Raw genomic sequence first — 15590 nt, forward strand, 5'->3', positions numbered from 1 at the left:
CTCGATCAGTAGCGGTACTGGTCGGACTTGAACGGGCCCGCGACGTCGACGCCGAGGTACGCCGCCTGCGAGTCCGAGAGCGTCGTCAGCTTCACGCCAAGGGCGTCGAGGTGGAGGCGGGCGACCTCCTCGTCGAGGTGCTTGGGGAGCACGTAGACGCCGACGGGGTACTCCTCGGGCTTGGTGAACAGCTCGATCTGGGCCAGCACCTGGTTGGTGAAGGAGTTCGACATGACGAACGACGGGTGGCCGGTCGCGTTGCCGAGGTTCATCAGGCGACCCTCGGACAGCACGATGATCGCGTTGCCCTCGCCCTCGGGGAAGGTCCAGACGTCGACCTGCGGCTTGACGTTCTTGCGGACGACGCCGGGGTAGGTCTCCAGGCCGGCCATGTCGATCTCGTTGTCGAAGTGGCCGATGTTGCCGAGGATCGCGTTCTGCTTCATCCGGCGCATCTGGTCGATCGTGACGACGTCCTTGTTGCCGGTCGCCGTGATGATGATGTCGGCGGTCTCGACGACGTCGTCCAGGGTCGAGACCTGGTAGCCGTCCATGGCCGCCTGCAGCGCGCAGATCGGGTCGATCTCGGTGACGATGACGCGGGCGCCCTGGCCGCGCAGCGACTCCGCGCAGCCCTTGCCGACGTCGCCGTAGCCGCAGACGACCGCGACCTTGCCGCCCATGAGGACGTCGGTGGCGCGGTTGATGCCGTCGATGAGCGAGTGGCGGCAGCCGTACTTGTTGTCGAACTTCGACTTGGTGACCGAGTCGTTGACGTTGATCGCCGGGAAGAGCAGCGAGCCCTCGCGCATCATGTCGTAGAGGCGGAGCACACCGGTGGTGGTCTCCTCGGTGACGCCCTTGAGCTCCGCAGCGATCTGGGTCCAGCGGTCCTGGCTCTCGCCGAGGGACTTGTTGAGGACCTCGAAGATGATCCGCTGCTCGGTGCTGGTGGCGGTCGCCGGGTCCGGCGCCTCGCCCTTCTTCTCGGCCTCGACACCGAGGTGGACCAGCAGGGTCGCGTCGCCGCCGTCGTCGAGGATCATGTTGGCGAAGCGCTTCTCGCCGTCCACGTCGGGCCACTGCAGGATCTGCTGGGTGCACCACCAGTACTCCTCCAGCGACTCGCCCTTCCAGGCGAAGACCGGGACGCCCTGGGGGTCCTCCGGCGTGCCGTTCGGGCCGACCGCGATCGCGGCGGCCGCGTGGTCCTGGGTGGAGAAGATGTTGCAGGAGGCCCAGCGGACCTCGGCACCGAGCGCGACGAGCGTCTCGATGAGGACGGCGGTCTGGATCGTCATGTGCAGCGACCCCGCGATCCGCGCGCCGGCGAGCGGCTGCTCGGCGGCGTACCGCTCACGCATGGCCATCAGGCCGGGCATCTCGTGCTCGGCGAGCTGGATCTCGGTGCGGCCGAAGTCGGCCAGGCTCAGATCGGCGACCTTGTGGTCCATGGGTGCTCCTGGGAGTGCGGTGGACATCTCCTCGAGCGTAGGACGCAGGCGCACCCGAGCAGGAATCCACGACCCGCCCGTCCCCATTGTTGGTCGCGCACCCGTGCCCGCCCCCGGCCCGGTCCAGACCGCGTCGCCGGTCGAGCAGCGAGCCCTCGGCGAGCGTCGACGACCCCTGTCAGCCGACCTTCGGCCTTTGGGCCGTGGGTGGTTGCGGTGGGAGCAGCGATGAGGACGAAGTACGCCGTGGGTTCCCCGCCGTCGCCGGCCTCCGGCTGGTTGAGAGGGCCGCCAGGCTTGTCTCGAAACCGACCCCAGGTTCGAGACCGCCATCCACCCCGACAACCAGGTCACCTTTTACATGCGGACATAGCCGCGCACCCGCCCGCCGGCCGGACGAACGCCCCAGCGCCCTGCGCACCTCACCGGGCCTCGTCGGCGCTCGTCTCGAGGCAGGCCCCCAGCGCGCCCTTCTCGACCCACCGGCTTGCGCTCGCTGGCTCGGCAAGCGCACGGGATCAGTGAGCGGTGGCGTGCTCGTCCTTCTTGCCGAACGGCAGGACGTGCAGGACGGCGACGACGACCGCGCCGAGGGCGAGGCCGAAGACGGCGGAGCAAGCGGTGTTGGTGAGCCAGCCGAGGACGCCGCCGAGGGCGCCGGTGGCGGCGTGGACGTCCTGCTCGAGGTGGTGCACCAGCTCGTACGGCGCGTGCCAGCCGAGCTCGTCGAGGCCGACCAGCTCGATGTGGCCGCCGACCCAGAGCATGGCGACGGTGCCGACGAGGGAGATGACGGCGAGCAGCTTCGGCATGCCGGCGACGAGGCCACGGCCGACCTTCTGGGAGAACGCCGAGGACCGCTGGGCCAGGCGCAGACCGATGTCGTCCATCTTCACGATGAGCGCGACCACGCCGTACACCACGGCGGTGATGGCGATCGCGACGACGACCAGGATGGCCGCCCGGCTCCAGAAGCCCTCGTCGGCGACCTCGTTGAGCGAGATCACCATGATCTCGGCCGACAAGATCAGGTCGGTGCGGATCGCGCCGGAGACCATCGTCTTCTCCGCCTCCGGGCCGGACTCCACGACCGGGGTGGCGTGGGCGTCGTGCCCGCGGATCTTGCCCCAGATCTTCTCGGCGCCCTCGAAGCAGAGGTAGGCGCCGCCGAGCATGAGGATCGGGGTCAGCAGGAAGTCGGCGAACTCGCTGAGCAGCAGCGCGACCGGCAGGATCAGCAGCAGCTTGTTGCGGATCGAGCCGATCGCGATCCGCTTGATCATCGGCAGCTCGCGGTCGGCGGCGACGCCGTGGACGTACTGCGGGGTCACTGCGGTGTCGTCCACCACCACGCCCGCGGCCTTCGTCGTCGCCCGGCCGGCGGCGGCACCGACGTCGTCGATCGAGGCCGCGGCCAGGCGCGCGATCGCCGCGACGTCGTCGAGAAGTCCGAACAGTCCTGCACTCACGGGCGATCCCTCTCCTGGTGGCGTCGGGCCTCACGTCCCGACCGACGTGGGCGGAACCCTAGCGGCCGGGCACGGCGTGCCCGGCGTCGCGCGCGGCGCGCTCGTCGGCCGCCTCCTCCGCGGCGGCCTCCTCCACTGCCCCGGCCAGCACGTCGGCCTCTACGGTGGCGTCCCGGAGGTCGTGCGCGTGGTCGACGCGGCGCTCGGCGAAGCCGACGGGGTCGACGAGGTGCTGCAGCCGCGACGAGACCGGCTGCCAGGCGAGCAGCAAACTCAACCCGACGGCCGCCACCGGCGTCAGGACGATCGACGTCGCGTAGTGCCCCTCTGCCCACGCCGGCAACCCGGCGTACTCCGCGCCCTTCACGAAGAAGCCGTGGAAGAGGTAGACGACGAGCGTCGCGGCGCCCATCCGCGCGAACCATCCGCCGACCCGCGGTACGAGGGCGAGGAAGGCCCACGCCCCGAGCGTGCCCATCACGAGCAGGCAGGCGCGGGTGACGAAGGCCTGGGTGTCGCTGACGTCGAGCTCCTCGTAGCGGGCGCGGTAGTAGAGCCACTCGGTCGCGGCCCAGTCGTCGGTGCGGGAGGTCAGCAGCCAGATCGCGACGAACACCCCGACCGCACCCATCTGCACCCACGGCGCGCGGAGCCGCTCGAGCCGCTCGGGGGTCGCCTTGAGGCCCATGACGAAGAACGGCAGCAGGCCGAGCACGCGGGCGACGTCGAGGGTGTCACCGGCGTACAGCCCGGCGAGGACGCTGATCACGACGGCGACCGCGAGACCGCCCCACATGGGTCGGAAGACCGGCGTCAGCAGTCGCCAGAAGAACAGCGCGGCGAGGTACCACATCGGCCAGTGGGGGTCGCGCCACAGGTCCTGGAGCTCCTCACCGCCGACGAGGATGCGGAACGCCGCGATGCCGGCCTCGAAGACGACGTACGGCACCGCGACGGTGCGCACCAGCTGCCACATCCGGGCCCGGGTGTAGCTGAACGAGCGCGAGAGGTAGCCGGTGACGAAGACGAACGCCGGGACGTGCCAGGCGTAGAGGAAGTCGTAGCCGTGACCCACGAACGCGGTGTCAGGCAGCAGCACCCAGGCGTGACCGACGACGACCAGGGTGACCAGCGCCATCTTGGCGTTGTCGAACCACGGATCCCTGCTCACCCCGGTTCTGTGCCCGGGCCCTGTGGCGACTACACGTGACCGATCGGTCACGTCCCGGGCGTGCTGGCGGGCGTGCTGGCGAGCGTGGCGGTCAGTCGTCGACGAGGCCGAGGCGGAGGTACTCCGCGGCCCAGGTGCCCTGGAGCAGCAGCGAGGCGTAGCGCGCGACCTCGCTCGGCGCCTCCGCGGTCAGCATCTCGACGCGTACGCCGCGGGCGGCGGCCGTGTCCTCGAGCCGGCGGCGGTGCTCGCCGAGGACGGGGTCCTCGTTGCCGTCGTCGAGCACGAGCAGGGTCGGGCGCAGCTCGCCGCCGCCGTCGGCGAACGGGTCGTCGAAGACGTCGCGGGGCCGGGTGGCCTCGATGACCGGCAGCACCTGGTCGACGTCGCCGGCGATCGCGGTCCGGCCGCTGGCGCGACGGATCGACTCCGCCACCCGGCGCGCGGCGCGGGCAGCCAGCACCGAGCCACCCCACACGAGCGGGTTGGCGTCCGCCAGCGCGATGGCGAGCATCTTGGCCGGGTTGATGGACAGGTCGCGGAAGGGCGAGCAGGAGATCGCGACGTCGTCGAGCGCGGTGGCGACGCCCTCGGGGTCGGCGCTGGGGCCGAGCCGGACCTGGTCGAGGAAGGACAGCACGACCACGGCGGTGGCGAGCGGGTCCTGGGTGGCGATCGGGAAGATCGTGCTCCACCGGCCGGCCGCGTGGTCGGCGACCATCGAGGTCGGCGGGCACGCGACGACCACCTGGCAGCCACGGCGGACCGCCTCGGCGACCGCCGACGCCGTACCGCTGTCGGCTCCGTCCGGGGCGAGCACCACGACGAGGTCCAGGGAGCCGGCCCACCCGGGCAGCGCGGGGCCGGGCCAGGCGACGAACGGCACCGGGCACCACGGCTCGAGCACTGCGCGGAGCAGGCGGGAGTCCGGGCCGGCCGCGATGATCGCGCGCGGTCGGGCCTGCTCCTGGAGCCGGCCGACGGCCTCGCGGATCGCCTCCGCGGCGTCGATGCACTCGCGGCGGACCCGCGAGCCGGACTCGGCGAGCGTGCGGAACCGCAGGTCCGCCGCGCCGATGGCGGTCTCGTCGTCGAGGCGTGACTCGTCGAACCAGCTCATCGGCCGGTCAGGGCTTCCGGGCCTCGTCGACGAGCAGGACGGGGATGTCGTCGCGGACGGGGTAGGCGTAGCCGCACTCGCCCCGGCAGACGAGCTCGCCGTCGCCGCCCGGGTCGGGCGCCGCGACGAGGTCGCCGTGGCAGTTCGGGCAGACGATGATGTCCAGCAGCCCCTGGTCGATGTTCATCAGCCCTCCTGGCGGATGGTCGCGAGGACGTCGTCGCGGATCGCGGCCATGGTGGCCTCGTCCCGGCCCTCGGCGTTGAGGCGGAGCAGCGGCTCGGTGTTCGAGGGCCGCACGTTGAAGGTCCAGTCGGCGTGGCTGACCGTCAGCCCGTCGAGCCAGTCGGTCGTGACGCCGTCGCGGGCGGCGTACTCCTGCTCGATGCGGGCGATCGCGGCCTGCTGATCGGCGACGGTGGAGTTGATCTCCCCGCTGACGGGGTAGCGCTCGTACTCGGCGAGCAGCTGCGAGAGGGGTACGTCGGTCCCGGCTAGCGCCGCGAGGGCGTGCAGCGCGGCGAGCATGCCCGAGTCGGCGCGCCAGAAGTCGCGGAAGTAGAAGTGGCCGCTGTGCTCGCCGCCGAAGATCGCGTCGGTCTCGGCCATGGTGGCCTTGATGTAGGAGTGGCCCACGCGGGTGCGGACCGGGGTGCCGCCCAGCTCGGTGACCAGCTCGGGCACCGCGCGGCTGGTGATCAGGTTGTGGATGATCGTCGCGCCCGGCTCCTTGGCCAGCTCGCGGGCGGCGATGAGCGCGGTGAGGGTCGAGGGCGAGACGTTGCGGCCGGTCTCGTCGACGAGGAAGCAGCGGTCCGCGTCGCCGTCGAAGGCCAGCCCCACGTCGGCGCCGGTCTCGAGCACCTTCGCCTGGAGGTCGCGGAGGTTCTCGGCCTCGATCGGGTTGGCCTCGTGGTGGGGGAAGGTGCCGTCGAGCTCGAAGTACATCGGCACCAGCTCGACCCGGTCCCCCAGCCGCTCGAAGACGGCCGGCGCCGTGTGGCCGGCCATGCCGTTGCCGGCGTCGACGACGACCGTGAGCCGGCGGCCCTGGACGGGCGCGAGAGAGAGCAGGTGGTCGGCGTACGCCGCCAGCACGTCCTGCTCGCTGATGGTGCCGGTCCGCTCGGCGTCCGGCTGCTGGGCGGCGGCGCCCCCGGCGACGAGGTCGCGGATCTCGGCCAGGCCGGTCTCCATGCCGATCGGCTGGGCGTGCGCGCGGCACATCTTGATGCCGTTGTACTGCGCCGGGTTGTGGCTCGCGGTGAACATCGCGCCCGGCACCGCGAGGTGCCCGGAGGCGAAGTAGAGCTGGTCGGTCGACGCGAGGCCGATCATCACCACGTCCGCGCCGGCCGCGGTCGCGCCCTCGGCGAACGCCTGCGCCATGCCCGGGCTGCTGGGCCGCATGTCGTGGCCGACCACGACGGTCTCCGCGCCGACGACCTGGACGTAGGCCCGGCCGGTCGCGCGCGCCAGCGCCTCGTCGAGCTGGTCCGGCACGGTGCCGCGGACGTCGTACGCCTTGAAGATCGCGGCGATGTTCGCGGGGTCGAGGGTGTCGGCCATGAGCGAGACAGTAACGAGGTCAGTCGGTGCTGAGCACGCGGAGGTGCCCGCGACGGCCGCGCTCGCGGACGTTCTCCTCCGCCGGTGGCAGGCGCACCACCTGCTTCACCGGTCGGGCGGCCTCGCGGACCGCGTCGGCGAGGGCCAGCAGGTCGTCGGTGGAGGGGCCCTGGGCGGCCGGGTCCGGCGCCAAACGGAGCACCTCCCAGCCCCGCGGCGCGGACAGGCGCTCGCTGTGGGTGTCGCACAGGTCGTAGGCGTGCGGCTCGGCGTACGTCGCCAGCGGGCCCAGGACGGCGGTCTGGTCGGCGTAGACGTAGGTGAGCGTGCTGGTCGCAGGACGGCCGCACGCGGTGCGGGAACAGCGACGGGCGGGACTCACGAGCAGACCGTACCCCTCGGCACCGACCACCCGGCTTAGGCTCGCGGCGTGACCGAGCCCGCCCCCGCCACCCCCCGCGGCCCCCGTCGGCGGGACCGTCGCGGCCGCGGCATGCGCGGCCCCGGCGTCCTCCCCCGCACCCCCGGCCGGCCGGAGACCCGCACCCGGCGCGAGCGGTTCGACGACCTGGTCCTCGCCGTCGTCGAGGAGGTCGACGGCCGGTGGGCCGACCGCCTCGGGACCGTCGAGTACGCCGTCGAGGACACCCCTCACGTCCCCGACGACTGGGACTCCCCCGACGTCCCCCTCGGCTCGGCCGTCCGCGGCACCGGCGGCGAACCCTCCCGCGTCGTCGTCTTCCGCCGTCCCATCGAGCACCGCGCCGAGACCCGCTCCGAGCTCGACGCCCTCGTCCTCACCGTCGTCGTCGAGCAGGTCGCCGACCTGCTCAACGTCGACCCCTCCGTCATCGACCCGCGGTACGACGCCGACGACGACTGAGCTTCGCGGCCGCCGCAGTCGGCTCACGGGTTCTCGTCACGGTGCCCGGCGGCCCTCCCTGCTCGTCAGCGGGAGGCGGATGGCTCGTCGACGGACAGGCAGAACTTCCCGTTCGGACGCGCCGACCTGCAGGAACGTCGCCCGGATGCGACTTCTGCCCGTCTGACGACGGCCCGCAGGCGCGACGTGGACCGGGCCCCGTTCCCGGCGGCAGCCGCAGCACGGTCGGGCCTGGCGGCAGCCGCAGAACGGTCGGGCCTGGCGGCCCTCCCTGCTCGACCAGCAGGTGGGACTAGGGGAGGCCGGGGCGGACGTCGGGGACGAGGGAGGACCGCACCAGCTCGTGGAGGCGTACGACGCCGGCGCCGCCGGTCGCGGCGACGACCGACGCGACCACGGGCGTGCGCTGCGGGGTGACCGTGAGGTGGACCGCCCGGGCGGGCAGGCCGACCGCGAACCCGCGGTTCGGCGACACCTCGACCCGCTTGGCGGCCAGCTCGGCGCCGGACGCGTCGCGGGCGACGACCTCGACGACCCCGGTCGAGGTGGCCCCGGCGAGCACGAGGCGCTTGCGGCCGGGTGGGACGGCGGCGACCGTGGCCGTCTCCACGCCGGCCGTGGGGACGGCGTGCGCGAGGTCGCCGCCGACGAACGACCGCAGCGTCGCGGTGACCGGCCCGGTGGCGTCGACGACGAGCCCGAGCGCGCCGTCGGCGACGAGCGCGCCGAGCGTGGCCCCCAGCTGCACCCGGGCGACGGACTGCGGCGGGACGCGGACGTCCTCGATGCCCTCGGGCGCGAAGACGGAGCGCTCGTCGAGCACCCGCAGGGTCGCGCGGACCTCGGAGTCGCCGTCGTTCGCGACCAGGAGCGTCCGTTCGCCGATACCCACGGGGAGGCCGAGGAGGGTGAGCGAGGTCGCGGGCTCGGCCTGCGGCGGGAGGTGGTCCTCGGCTGCATCGCCGGCGCCGAGCTCGTCGACCCGGTCGAGCACCGCGGAGAAGACCCGGCCGCGCTGCGTGGTCACGCGCAGCGACAGCTCGTCGCGGCGCGGGAGCAGCTCGGCGAGGTCGAGCCGCACGCTGCTGCGCCCCGGCACGGCCACGCCGCGGAGCTCCGGCGCCTCGACGATCCCGGCGCGGCCGGTGACGACCACGTCGGCGACGGCGGCGCCGTTGTCGGGGTTGACCAGCTCGAGCACGGAGGAGTGGCCGGCGCCGGCGCCCACGCCGGTGAACCACTGCTCGGGCGCCGGGGCGGCGCACTCGGCGACGCGCAGCGGCCCGTCGGCGTACCGCCCGGCGACCAGGCCCGGCGCGAGCGCGTCCTCCGCGCGGACGACCACCGGACGGTCGCCGAGACCGGGGACCTCGCCCAGGCGGCCGGGGGCGACCTCGACCGCCGACTCGTCGACCCCGGCTCCCGCGACGACGGTGCCGGACTCCCCCGAGGTCGTGGTCACGAGCACGGGCGACGCCAGGCCGGGGCACACGACGGACGCGGCGCCGAGGGCGGCCTCGACCGGTGACCGGTCGGGCAGCGGCGGCGTCTCGGTGCGAGTGAGGAGCACCGCGCCGCCGGTGAGCAGCGGCAGCAGGACCGCGAGCACGACGGTCACGTCGAGGACGCGCGAGGGGCGGGCCCGGGCGGCCCGGCGCGAGGGGGTGCTCATCCGCGCCTCCGCTCGAGGGCGCGCTGGGTCGTGGGCGCGCAGAGCACGAGCACCCAGAGGAGCCCCGCGCCCTGGAGGACGAGCAGGACGACCCGCAGCCACGACCGGGGCCCGTCGAGCGCGTCGGCGGAGATCGGCCGGTCGACCTGCCAGGCCCGCGTCGCGGGGTCGGCGGCGCTGGCCTGCACGAGCCCGCCGGTCGCGTCGAGCATCGCGGCGACGGCGCCGTCGGCGGGGGCCGGGAGCACGACGTACTCGATCCCCCGCTTGCCGAGCTCGGTCACCAGCGCCGGCGTCGGCCGCGAGGCGAGCCGCTGCACGTCGCGGGTGAGCACGTCGTCCTCGGGCGCGAGCGCGAGCACCTCGTCCTCACCGAGCGTGACGCCGTCGCCGCGACGCACGACCCAGCTCAGGCCCTCCTCGACAGACCCGCGGACGACGAGGATGCCGTGGTCCTCGCCGCGGGTGGCGGCCTGGACCATGTACGCCGGGATGCCGGACCGCGGGTCCTCGTCCAGCGACGCGTCGGCCCCGGTGAGGGCCCACGCCAGCCCGCCCAGCGGCACCACGGCCGCCACCACCGTGAGCGCCGCGGCGACCCGGCGCGGCGCGCCCTGGCCGCCGAGCACCGCGGCGACGACGAACGCACCCTGCAGCGCGACGACGAGGAACGCCAGCGCCGGCGCGGTCTCGACCGACGCCAGTGACAGCGTGACGGTCCCGAGCAGCGCAGCGACGACAGCGGCCACCAGCGCGACGATCCAGCACACCAGCACCGGGATCCGGGTCGCCCGCGGCACGAGCGCCGCGACGGCCAGCACGGCCACGACCACCCCGAGCCACACCGGCGCACCGAGGTCACCCAGCCGCCCGGCGACCAGGTCGAGCGGCGCGACGGTCGGCACGGGCAGCCGGCCCGGCTCGAGCAGCAGTCCCTCGGCCGCGCGCTCGAGCAGGCTCGGCAGCCACCAGGGCGCGAGCAGCAGCACCGGCACGGCCAGCGCCACCAGCGGCGGCGCCCAGACCGAGCGGTCGCGCAGGGCGGAGCGGACGACGGCGTACGACGCGGCGAGCACGACCAACCCGAGCACGACGGCGAACGGCCAGGCCACGGGCGCGAACGCGGTGGTCAGCGCGAGGAGGAGGCCGGTGCGCCAGGCGGCGCGCCAGCGACGGTCGGGCTCGGGGTCGGCGAAGCCGAGGGCGGCGTGGGCGAGCCACGGCAGCACCGCGACGGCGACCACGGGGCCGAGCCGGCCGTCGCCCCACGCGCCGCTGGTGAGGGCGACCAGCGACCAGGTCGCCGAGCCCCACAGCAGCAGCCAGCGCGGCGCGCCCTGCGGCGAGACGAACCGGCCGACCACGCGCAGCAGCCGCCAGGCGCCCCACAGCGCGACCGGCGCGGACAGCACGAGCACCGCGCTGACCGCGGTCGTCGTGCCGAGGACGGTGCCCAGCAGGGCGAGCGGGAGGAGGTACGGCGGCGCGGGGACGCCGGTGCCCTGGCCGAGCGGGTGCCAGTGCTCCACGTGCAGCCGCCACCAGTCCGCGACCGACTCGGGCACCGGGGAGAGCCCGCCGCCGGAGACCGCGCCGTACGCCTCGCGGCCGGCCACCAGCAGCGCGACGACGAGCAGCGCCAGCGCGACCGCGACCGGGTTGGTGAGGAAGCGCGCGACGGCGCCGGTGTCGGCGTACTCCTCGTCCTCGTCGAGCACGCGGCGGCGCGCGGCCATCGAGGACGGGTCGTGCTCGGCCTTGGCGGCGCGGCGGCGCTCGGCGACGTCGGCGGCCTGGTTCGTGGCGGCGGCCGCGAGGTCGCTGACGAAGTCCAGGCCGTGGCGGTAGGGCAGCCACGGCGGCGCGAGGAGGCGGCGCACGTCGGCGGGCTCGCGGACCTGCCGCTGCTGCCGCTCGCGGCGGGCGGCGTGGACCTCGCGCGGGCTGGAGTAGACCGAGACCAGCGCGGCGAGCTCGTCGAGCGCCTGCCCGACCGAGCGGAGCAGCAGGAACCCGATGACCCGCAGCACCGTCCCGAGCGCCAGGCGCACCAGCTGGAAGGGCAGCGAGCGGGCGCGGGAGTTCGCGAGCAGCGTGTAGAGCGCGGCGCGGCGCTCCTGGTAGTGGGTGTGCCGGCCGGTCAGCGGCGTGCGGCGTACGCCGCGGTGGGCCGCCTCGGCGTGGAAGACGACCGCCTGCGGCACGACGATCGCGCGGTGGCCGGCCGTCGCGGCGCGCCAGCCGAAGTCGACGTCGTTGCCGAAGATCGGCAGCTGCCGGTCGAACCCGCCGAGCTCTTCGAGCACGTGGCGGCGCACGAGCATCCCGGCGGTGTTGACCGCGAGGACGGTGCGGACGGCGTCGTGCTGGCCCTGGTCGTACTCCCCGCGCTCCAGCCCCGTCTCGCGCCGCCCGGTGCCCGAGATCGTGACGCCGAGCTCGAGCAGCCGGCGCAGCGAGGGCCACTCGCGCAGCTTCGGGCCGAGCACCGCGACGTCGGGCTGCTCCGCGGCGGCCGCGAGCAGCGCCTCGAGGGCGCGTGGGTCGGGGTTGCTGTCGTCGTGGAGGAGCCAGATCCAGTCCGCGCCGGTGCCGGTGCCGGTCGTGGCGGTGCCGTTCGCGGCGGCGCGCTCGAGACCGAGCGCGACGGCGTCGGGGTACGACGTCGCGCCGCTGACCCGCTCGACGCCGCCGACCAGCAGGTCGCCGAGCGCGGACTCGACCAGGTCGGCGCTGCCGTCCTTGCTGCCGGTGTCGATCGCGACGACCGCGTCGACCGGGCGGGTCTGGCTGCGGAGCCCGTCGAGCACCGCGGGCAGCCAGCGCGCGCCGTCGTGGCTGACCAGCAGCGCGACGACACGACCGGGGGCGGACACGTCGGAAGACCCTACGGGGCCTGGCCGGGCTCCCCGAACCCAGCGAGTGACCCAGCCGACGAGCCCGGCGAAATGAGAAGGACCCCGGCCGCTGGCGACCGGGGTTCCCTTCTCACTGCTCCGCTGAGCAGCCCTGGTTTCGGACTGCCCTGCTTCAGACTGCTCGCTTCTTCAGCTTGCGGCGCTCCCTCTCGGAGAGACCGCCCCAGATGCCGAAGCGCTCGTCGTTCATCAGTGCGGACTCCAGACACTCGGTCCGCACCTCGCAGGTGAGGCAGACCTTCTTGGCCTCCCTCGTCGATCCACCCTTTTCGGGGAAGAACGCCTCGGGGTCGGTCTGAGCGCACAGCGCGCGCTCCTGCCAACCCGCTTCCTCGGCGTCCCCGTCGAGGAGAAAAAGTTCTCTCACGGCACTCGCCCTTTCGACCCGGTGATGCTGTACGTGTCCGACGTACGACACTGTGGGAATTACATGCCTGTCGTACCCACTTGGTCAAGCCCGGATCTGATATGGGTGCTCCGGACCCCTCGTGGGCACCGGCCCGGGGCGCCGGGGATGATGGCGTCATGATCAGGGACATCACCGTCCTGGCCGGTGGCACCGGCGGGGCCCGGTTCCTCCAGGGCCTGCTGCACGGCATCGAGACGGGCGCCCTCCCGGGGGTCTCCCCCGACGCGGTCGTGACCGTCGTCGCCAACACCGCCGACGACCTCTGGGTGCACGGGCTGAAGGTCTGCCCCGACCTCGACACGGTGATGTACACCCTCGGCGACGGCATCGACCCGGTCCGCCGCTGGGGCCGCCGCGACGAGACGTGGAGCGTGAAGACCGAGCTGGCGGCGTACGGCGTGGAGCCGACGTGGTTCGGCCTCGGCGACCGCGACGTGGCGACGCACCTCGTGCGCACGCAGATGCTCGAGGCCGGCTACCCGCTCTCCCAGGTGACGACGGCGCTGTGCCGGCGCTGGCTCGAGCCGCGGTGGGGCGACCGCGTCCGCCTCCTGCCGATGACCGACGACCGGGTCGAGACCCACGTCGCGGTCGCCGACGACGAGAGCCCGAGCGGCCGGCGGGTGGTGCACTTCCAGGAGTACTGGGTGCGCCTGCGCGCCGCCGTCCCCGCCGAGACGGTCGTCTTCGTCGGTCTGGACCAGGCGACGCCCGGGCCCGGCGTGCTCGACGCGATCACCGGCGCCGACCTGGTGCTCCTGCCGCCGTCCAACCCCGTCGTCTCGGTCGGCACGATCCTCGGCGTCCCGGACGTCCGCGACGTGCTGCGCGTGACGAAGGCCCCCGTCGTCGGCGTCTCCCCCATCGTGGGCGCCAGCCACGTGCACGGCATGGCCGAGCAGATGCTGACCTCGATCGGCGTCGAGGTGAGCGCGGCGGCGGTCGGGCTGCACTACGGCGCCCGGTCGACCGGCGGGGTCCTCGACGGCTGGCTGGTCGACGAGGGCGACGCCGACCAGGTCGCGCGCGTGGTCGACGGCGGCGTCGCGTGCCGCGCCGTACCCCTGATGATGACCGACCACGACGCCACCGCCGTCATGGCCGCGGCGGCGATCGACCTCGTCACGTGAGCCCCTCCGAGATCAGGGTCTGGGCGCCGGACGGGGTCGGCGAGGTCCGCGCCGGCGACGACCTCGCGGCGCTGGTGCTGCCGCTGGTCGAGCTCGCCGACGGCGACGTCCTCGTCGTGACGAGCAAGGTGGTCAGCAAGGCCGAGGGCCGGGTCGTGAGCGGTACGACGCGTGAGGAGGCGCTCGCCGGCGAGACCGTCCGCGTGGTCGCCCGCCGCGGGCCGACCGCCATCGTGCGCACCCGCCACGGGCTCACCATGGCCGCGGCCGGCATCGACGCCAGCAACGTGGAGGCGGGCTCGGTCGTGCTGCTGCCGGTCGACCCGGATGCCTCCGCGCGGCGGCTGCGGGCCGACGTGCTCGGGCGGACCGGCCGCAACGTCGGCGTCGTCGTCACCGACACGGCCGGCCGCGCGTGGCGGGAGGGGCAGACCGACATCGCGGTCGGCGCCGCAGGCGTGCTGGTCGCCGAGACCTTCGCCGGGCGCGTCGACGCGCACGGCAACCCGCTGGTGGTCACGGCACCCGCGGTGGCCGACGAGATCGCCGGCGTCGCGGAGCTCGCCTCCGGGAAGCTCGGTGCGCGCCCGTTCGCGGTCGTCCGCGGGCGGGCCGACCTGGTGCTCCCGGCCGGCGAGGACGGGCCGGGCGCGCGGGCGCTGGTGCGCGCCGAGGGCGCCGACCTGTTCGGGTACGGCGCCCGCGAGGCCGTCGTACGCGCCGTGCTCGGGCAGCCTGCCGACCAGGCGCCGTTCGGCACGGCCGTCCCCGCCGAGGACCTCGCCGCCGTGCTGCGGCTCGTCCCGGGGACCGAGGTGGTGCTCGAGGACGACGGGGTCGACGTCGTCGACGTCCGGAGCGACCGGCCGGACGCGGTCGCGGCGCTCGCGTTCGCGCACGGCTGGCGGCTGGAGAGCCCGGCGCCCGACGCGGGATCGGCCGTCATGGCACGGCTGCGCCCGGCCACGACCTAGACTCTGCCGCGCATCCCCGACCGTCGTACCCACCGCGAGGAAATCCGAACCGTGGCCAAGCCCGCCAAGAACGACCGCCAGGCGGTCATCGACTCGATCCGCAAGAAGCAGAAGGGTGCCGACAAGCGCCGGGGCTTCGCGATCGTCGGTGTCTGCTCGCTGGTGGCCCTGCTCCTCATCGGCGCGGCCGCCTACCAGCCGATCAAGGACTGGTGGGACCTCCGCAAGTTCAACGACATCGACATCGCCTCCATCGGCGCGCCGGCCTCGGCGTGCCAGAAGATCAAGACCCGCGAGGCGACCGGCAACCAGGAGCACGTCCCGACCGGCACCAGCGTCGACTACGAGGACTCGCCGCCGGCCTTCGGCGCCCACTGGAACGAGGCGAACGTCGCCCCCGACCCGATGGAGCGCAAGCTCTACACCACCGAGGACCGGCCCGAGGTCGAGGCGCTCGTGCACAACCTCGAGCACGGCTACACGATCCTCTGGTACGACGAGACCGCCGCCAACGACGACGCGATGATGGACGACATCCGCGGCATCGCCACGAAGTTCAAGGGCACCTCGAACCTCCGCCTGAAGTTCAAGGCCGTCCCGTGGACCGAGGAGGACGGCGAGGCCTTCCCCGAGGGCCAGCACGTCGCCTACACCCACTGGTCCATCGGCGGCGCCGGCAACGACGTCTCCGACACCTCCACCCAGGTCGGCGTCTGGCAGTACTGCGCCGAGCCCTCCGGCGAGGCGCTCGAGGACTTCATGATCGAGTACCCCTACATGGACTCCCCCGAGCCCAACGCCATGTGACCTCGGCGCTCCCC

At 73.9% G+C, this 15590-nt stretch carries 14 protein-coding genes; 4 read left to right on the plus strand and 10 right to left on the minus strand.

The genetic code is table 11. The features are described from left to right. Positions 1–5 precede the first annotated feature (5 nt). From ahcY to H7344_RS11570, 7 genes are all read right to left on the minus strand, one after another. Positions 6–1454: an adenosylhomocysteinase gene (ahcY, locus tag H7344_RS11540; RefSeq protein ID WP_186346203.1), complete on the minus strand. Its 1449-nt coding sequence runs from the start codon at positions 1452–1454 to the stop codon at positions 6–8. 518 nt (positions 1455–1972) lie between these two features. Then, positions 1973–2923, minus strand: a complete 951-nt coding sequence (locus H7344_RS11545) for a DUF808 domain-containing protein (protein ID WP_186346159.1) — start codon at positions 2921–2923, stop codon at positions 1973–1975. 58 nt (positions 2924–2981) lie between these two features. Further along, positions 2982–4094, minus strand: coding sequence for an acyltransferase family protein (locus H7344_RS11550; protein ID WP_186346160.1), 1113 nt, complete (start codon positions 4092–4094; stop codon positions 2982–2984). Between the two features lie 91 nt (positions 4095–4185). Then, positions 4186–5214, minus strand: a complete 1029-nt coding sequence (locus H7344_RS11555; protein ID WP_186346161.1) for an SIS domain-containing protein — start codon at positions 5212–5214, stop codon at positions 4186–4188. Between the two features lie 7 nt (positions 5215–5221). Beyond that, positions 5222–5401 (minus strand): Trm112 family protein, encoded by a 180-nt coding sequence (locus H7344_RS11560; RefSeq protein ID WP_166196562.1) that lies wholly within the window; start codon positions 5399–5401, stop codon positions 5222–5224. Further along, positions 5401–6783, minus strand: coding sequence for a phosphomannomutase/phosphoglucomutase (locus H7344_RS11565; protein WP_186346162.1), 1383 nt, complete (start codon positions 6781–6783; stop codon positions 5401–5403). Before H7344_RS11565 ends, H7344_RS11560 begins: the two co-directional genes overlap by 1 nt. 19 nt (positions 6784–6802) lie before the next feature. After that, positions 6803–7165, minus strand: coding sequence for a DUF3499 domain-containing protein (locus H7344_RS11570; RefSeq protein ID WP_186346163.1), 363 nt, complete (start codon positions 7163–7165; stop codon positions 6803–6805). Positions 7166–7213: 48 nt separating this feature from the next. On the opposite strand from H7344_RS11570, the gene H7344_RS11575 reads away from it, so the two are divergent. After that, a complete protein-coding gene (locus H7344_RS11575) occupies positions 7214–7666 on the plus strand; it encodes a metallopeptidase family protein (RefSeq protein ID WP_229707159.1) in 453 nt (150 codons plus the stop codon). Positions 7667–7958: 292 nt separating this feature from the next. Here the strand turns inward: H7344_RS11575 and H7344_RS11580 are convergent, their stop codons facing one another. The 3 genes from H7344_RS11580 to H7344_RS11590 all read right to left on the minus strand — a co-directional run bounded on the left by H7344_RS11580 (position 7959) and on the right by H7344_RS11590 (position 12623). Continuing rightward, a complete protein-coding gene (locus H7344_RS11580; protein WP_186346164.1) occupies positions 7959–9338 on the minus strand; it encodes a DUF5719 family protein in 1380 nt (459 codons plus the stop codon). Continuing rightward, positions 9335–12214, minus strand: coding sequence for a glycosyltransferase family 2 protein (locus H7344_RS11585; RefSeq protein ID WP_186346165.1), 2880 nt, complete (start codon positions 12212–12214; stop codon positions 9335–9337). The genes H7344_RS11580 and H7344_RS11585 overlap by 4 nt, the downstream gene beginning before the upstream one ends. A gap of 154 nt (positions 12215–12368) precedes the next feature. Beyond that, positions 12369–12623, minus strand: a complete 255-nt coding sequence (locus H7344_RS11590) for a WhiB family transcriptional regulator (RefSeq protein WP_166192530.1) — start codon at positions 12621–12623, stop codon at positions 12369–12371. A 158-nt stretch (positions 12624–12781) separates the two neighbouring features. On the opposite strand from H7344_RS11590, the gene cofD reads away from it, so the two are divergent. Genes cofD through H7344_RS11605 form a run of 3 tightly spaced genes read left to right on the plus strand, consistent with a single transcriptional unit; the run spans position 12782 to position 15576 of the window. Continuing rightward, complete coding sequence (gene cofD / locus H7344_RS11595; protein WP_186346166.1) at positions 12782–13795, plus strand: 2-phospho-L-lactate transferase; 1014 nt, start codon at positions 12782–12784, stop codon at positions 13793–13795. Next, positions 13792–14769, plus strand: coding sequence for a coenzyme F420-0:L-glutamate ligase (gene cofE, locus H7344_RS11600; protein ID WP_186346167.1), 978 nt, complete (start codon positions 13792–13794; stop codon positions 14767–14769). The genes cofD and cofE overlap by 4 nt, the downstream gene beginning before the upstream one ends. Positions 14770–14820: 51 nt before the next feature. After that, positions 14821–15576 carry a DUF3105 domain-containing protein gene (locus tag H7344_RS11605; RefSeq protein ID WP_186346168.1) on the plus strand — a complete coding sequence of 252 codons (756 nt, stop codon included), beginning with the start codon at positions 14821–14823 and terminating at the stop codon, positions 15574–15576. Positions 15577–15590 lie beyond the last annotated feature (14 nt).

The organism is Nocardioides deserti (genome assembly GCF_014266025.1).
GTDB lineage: Bacteria > Actinomycetota > Actinomycetes > Propionibacteriales > Nocardioidaceae > Nocardioides > Nocardioides deserti.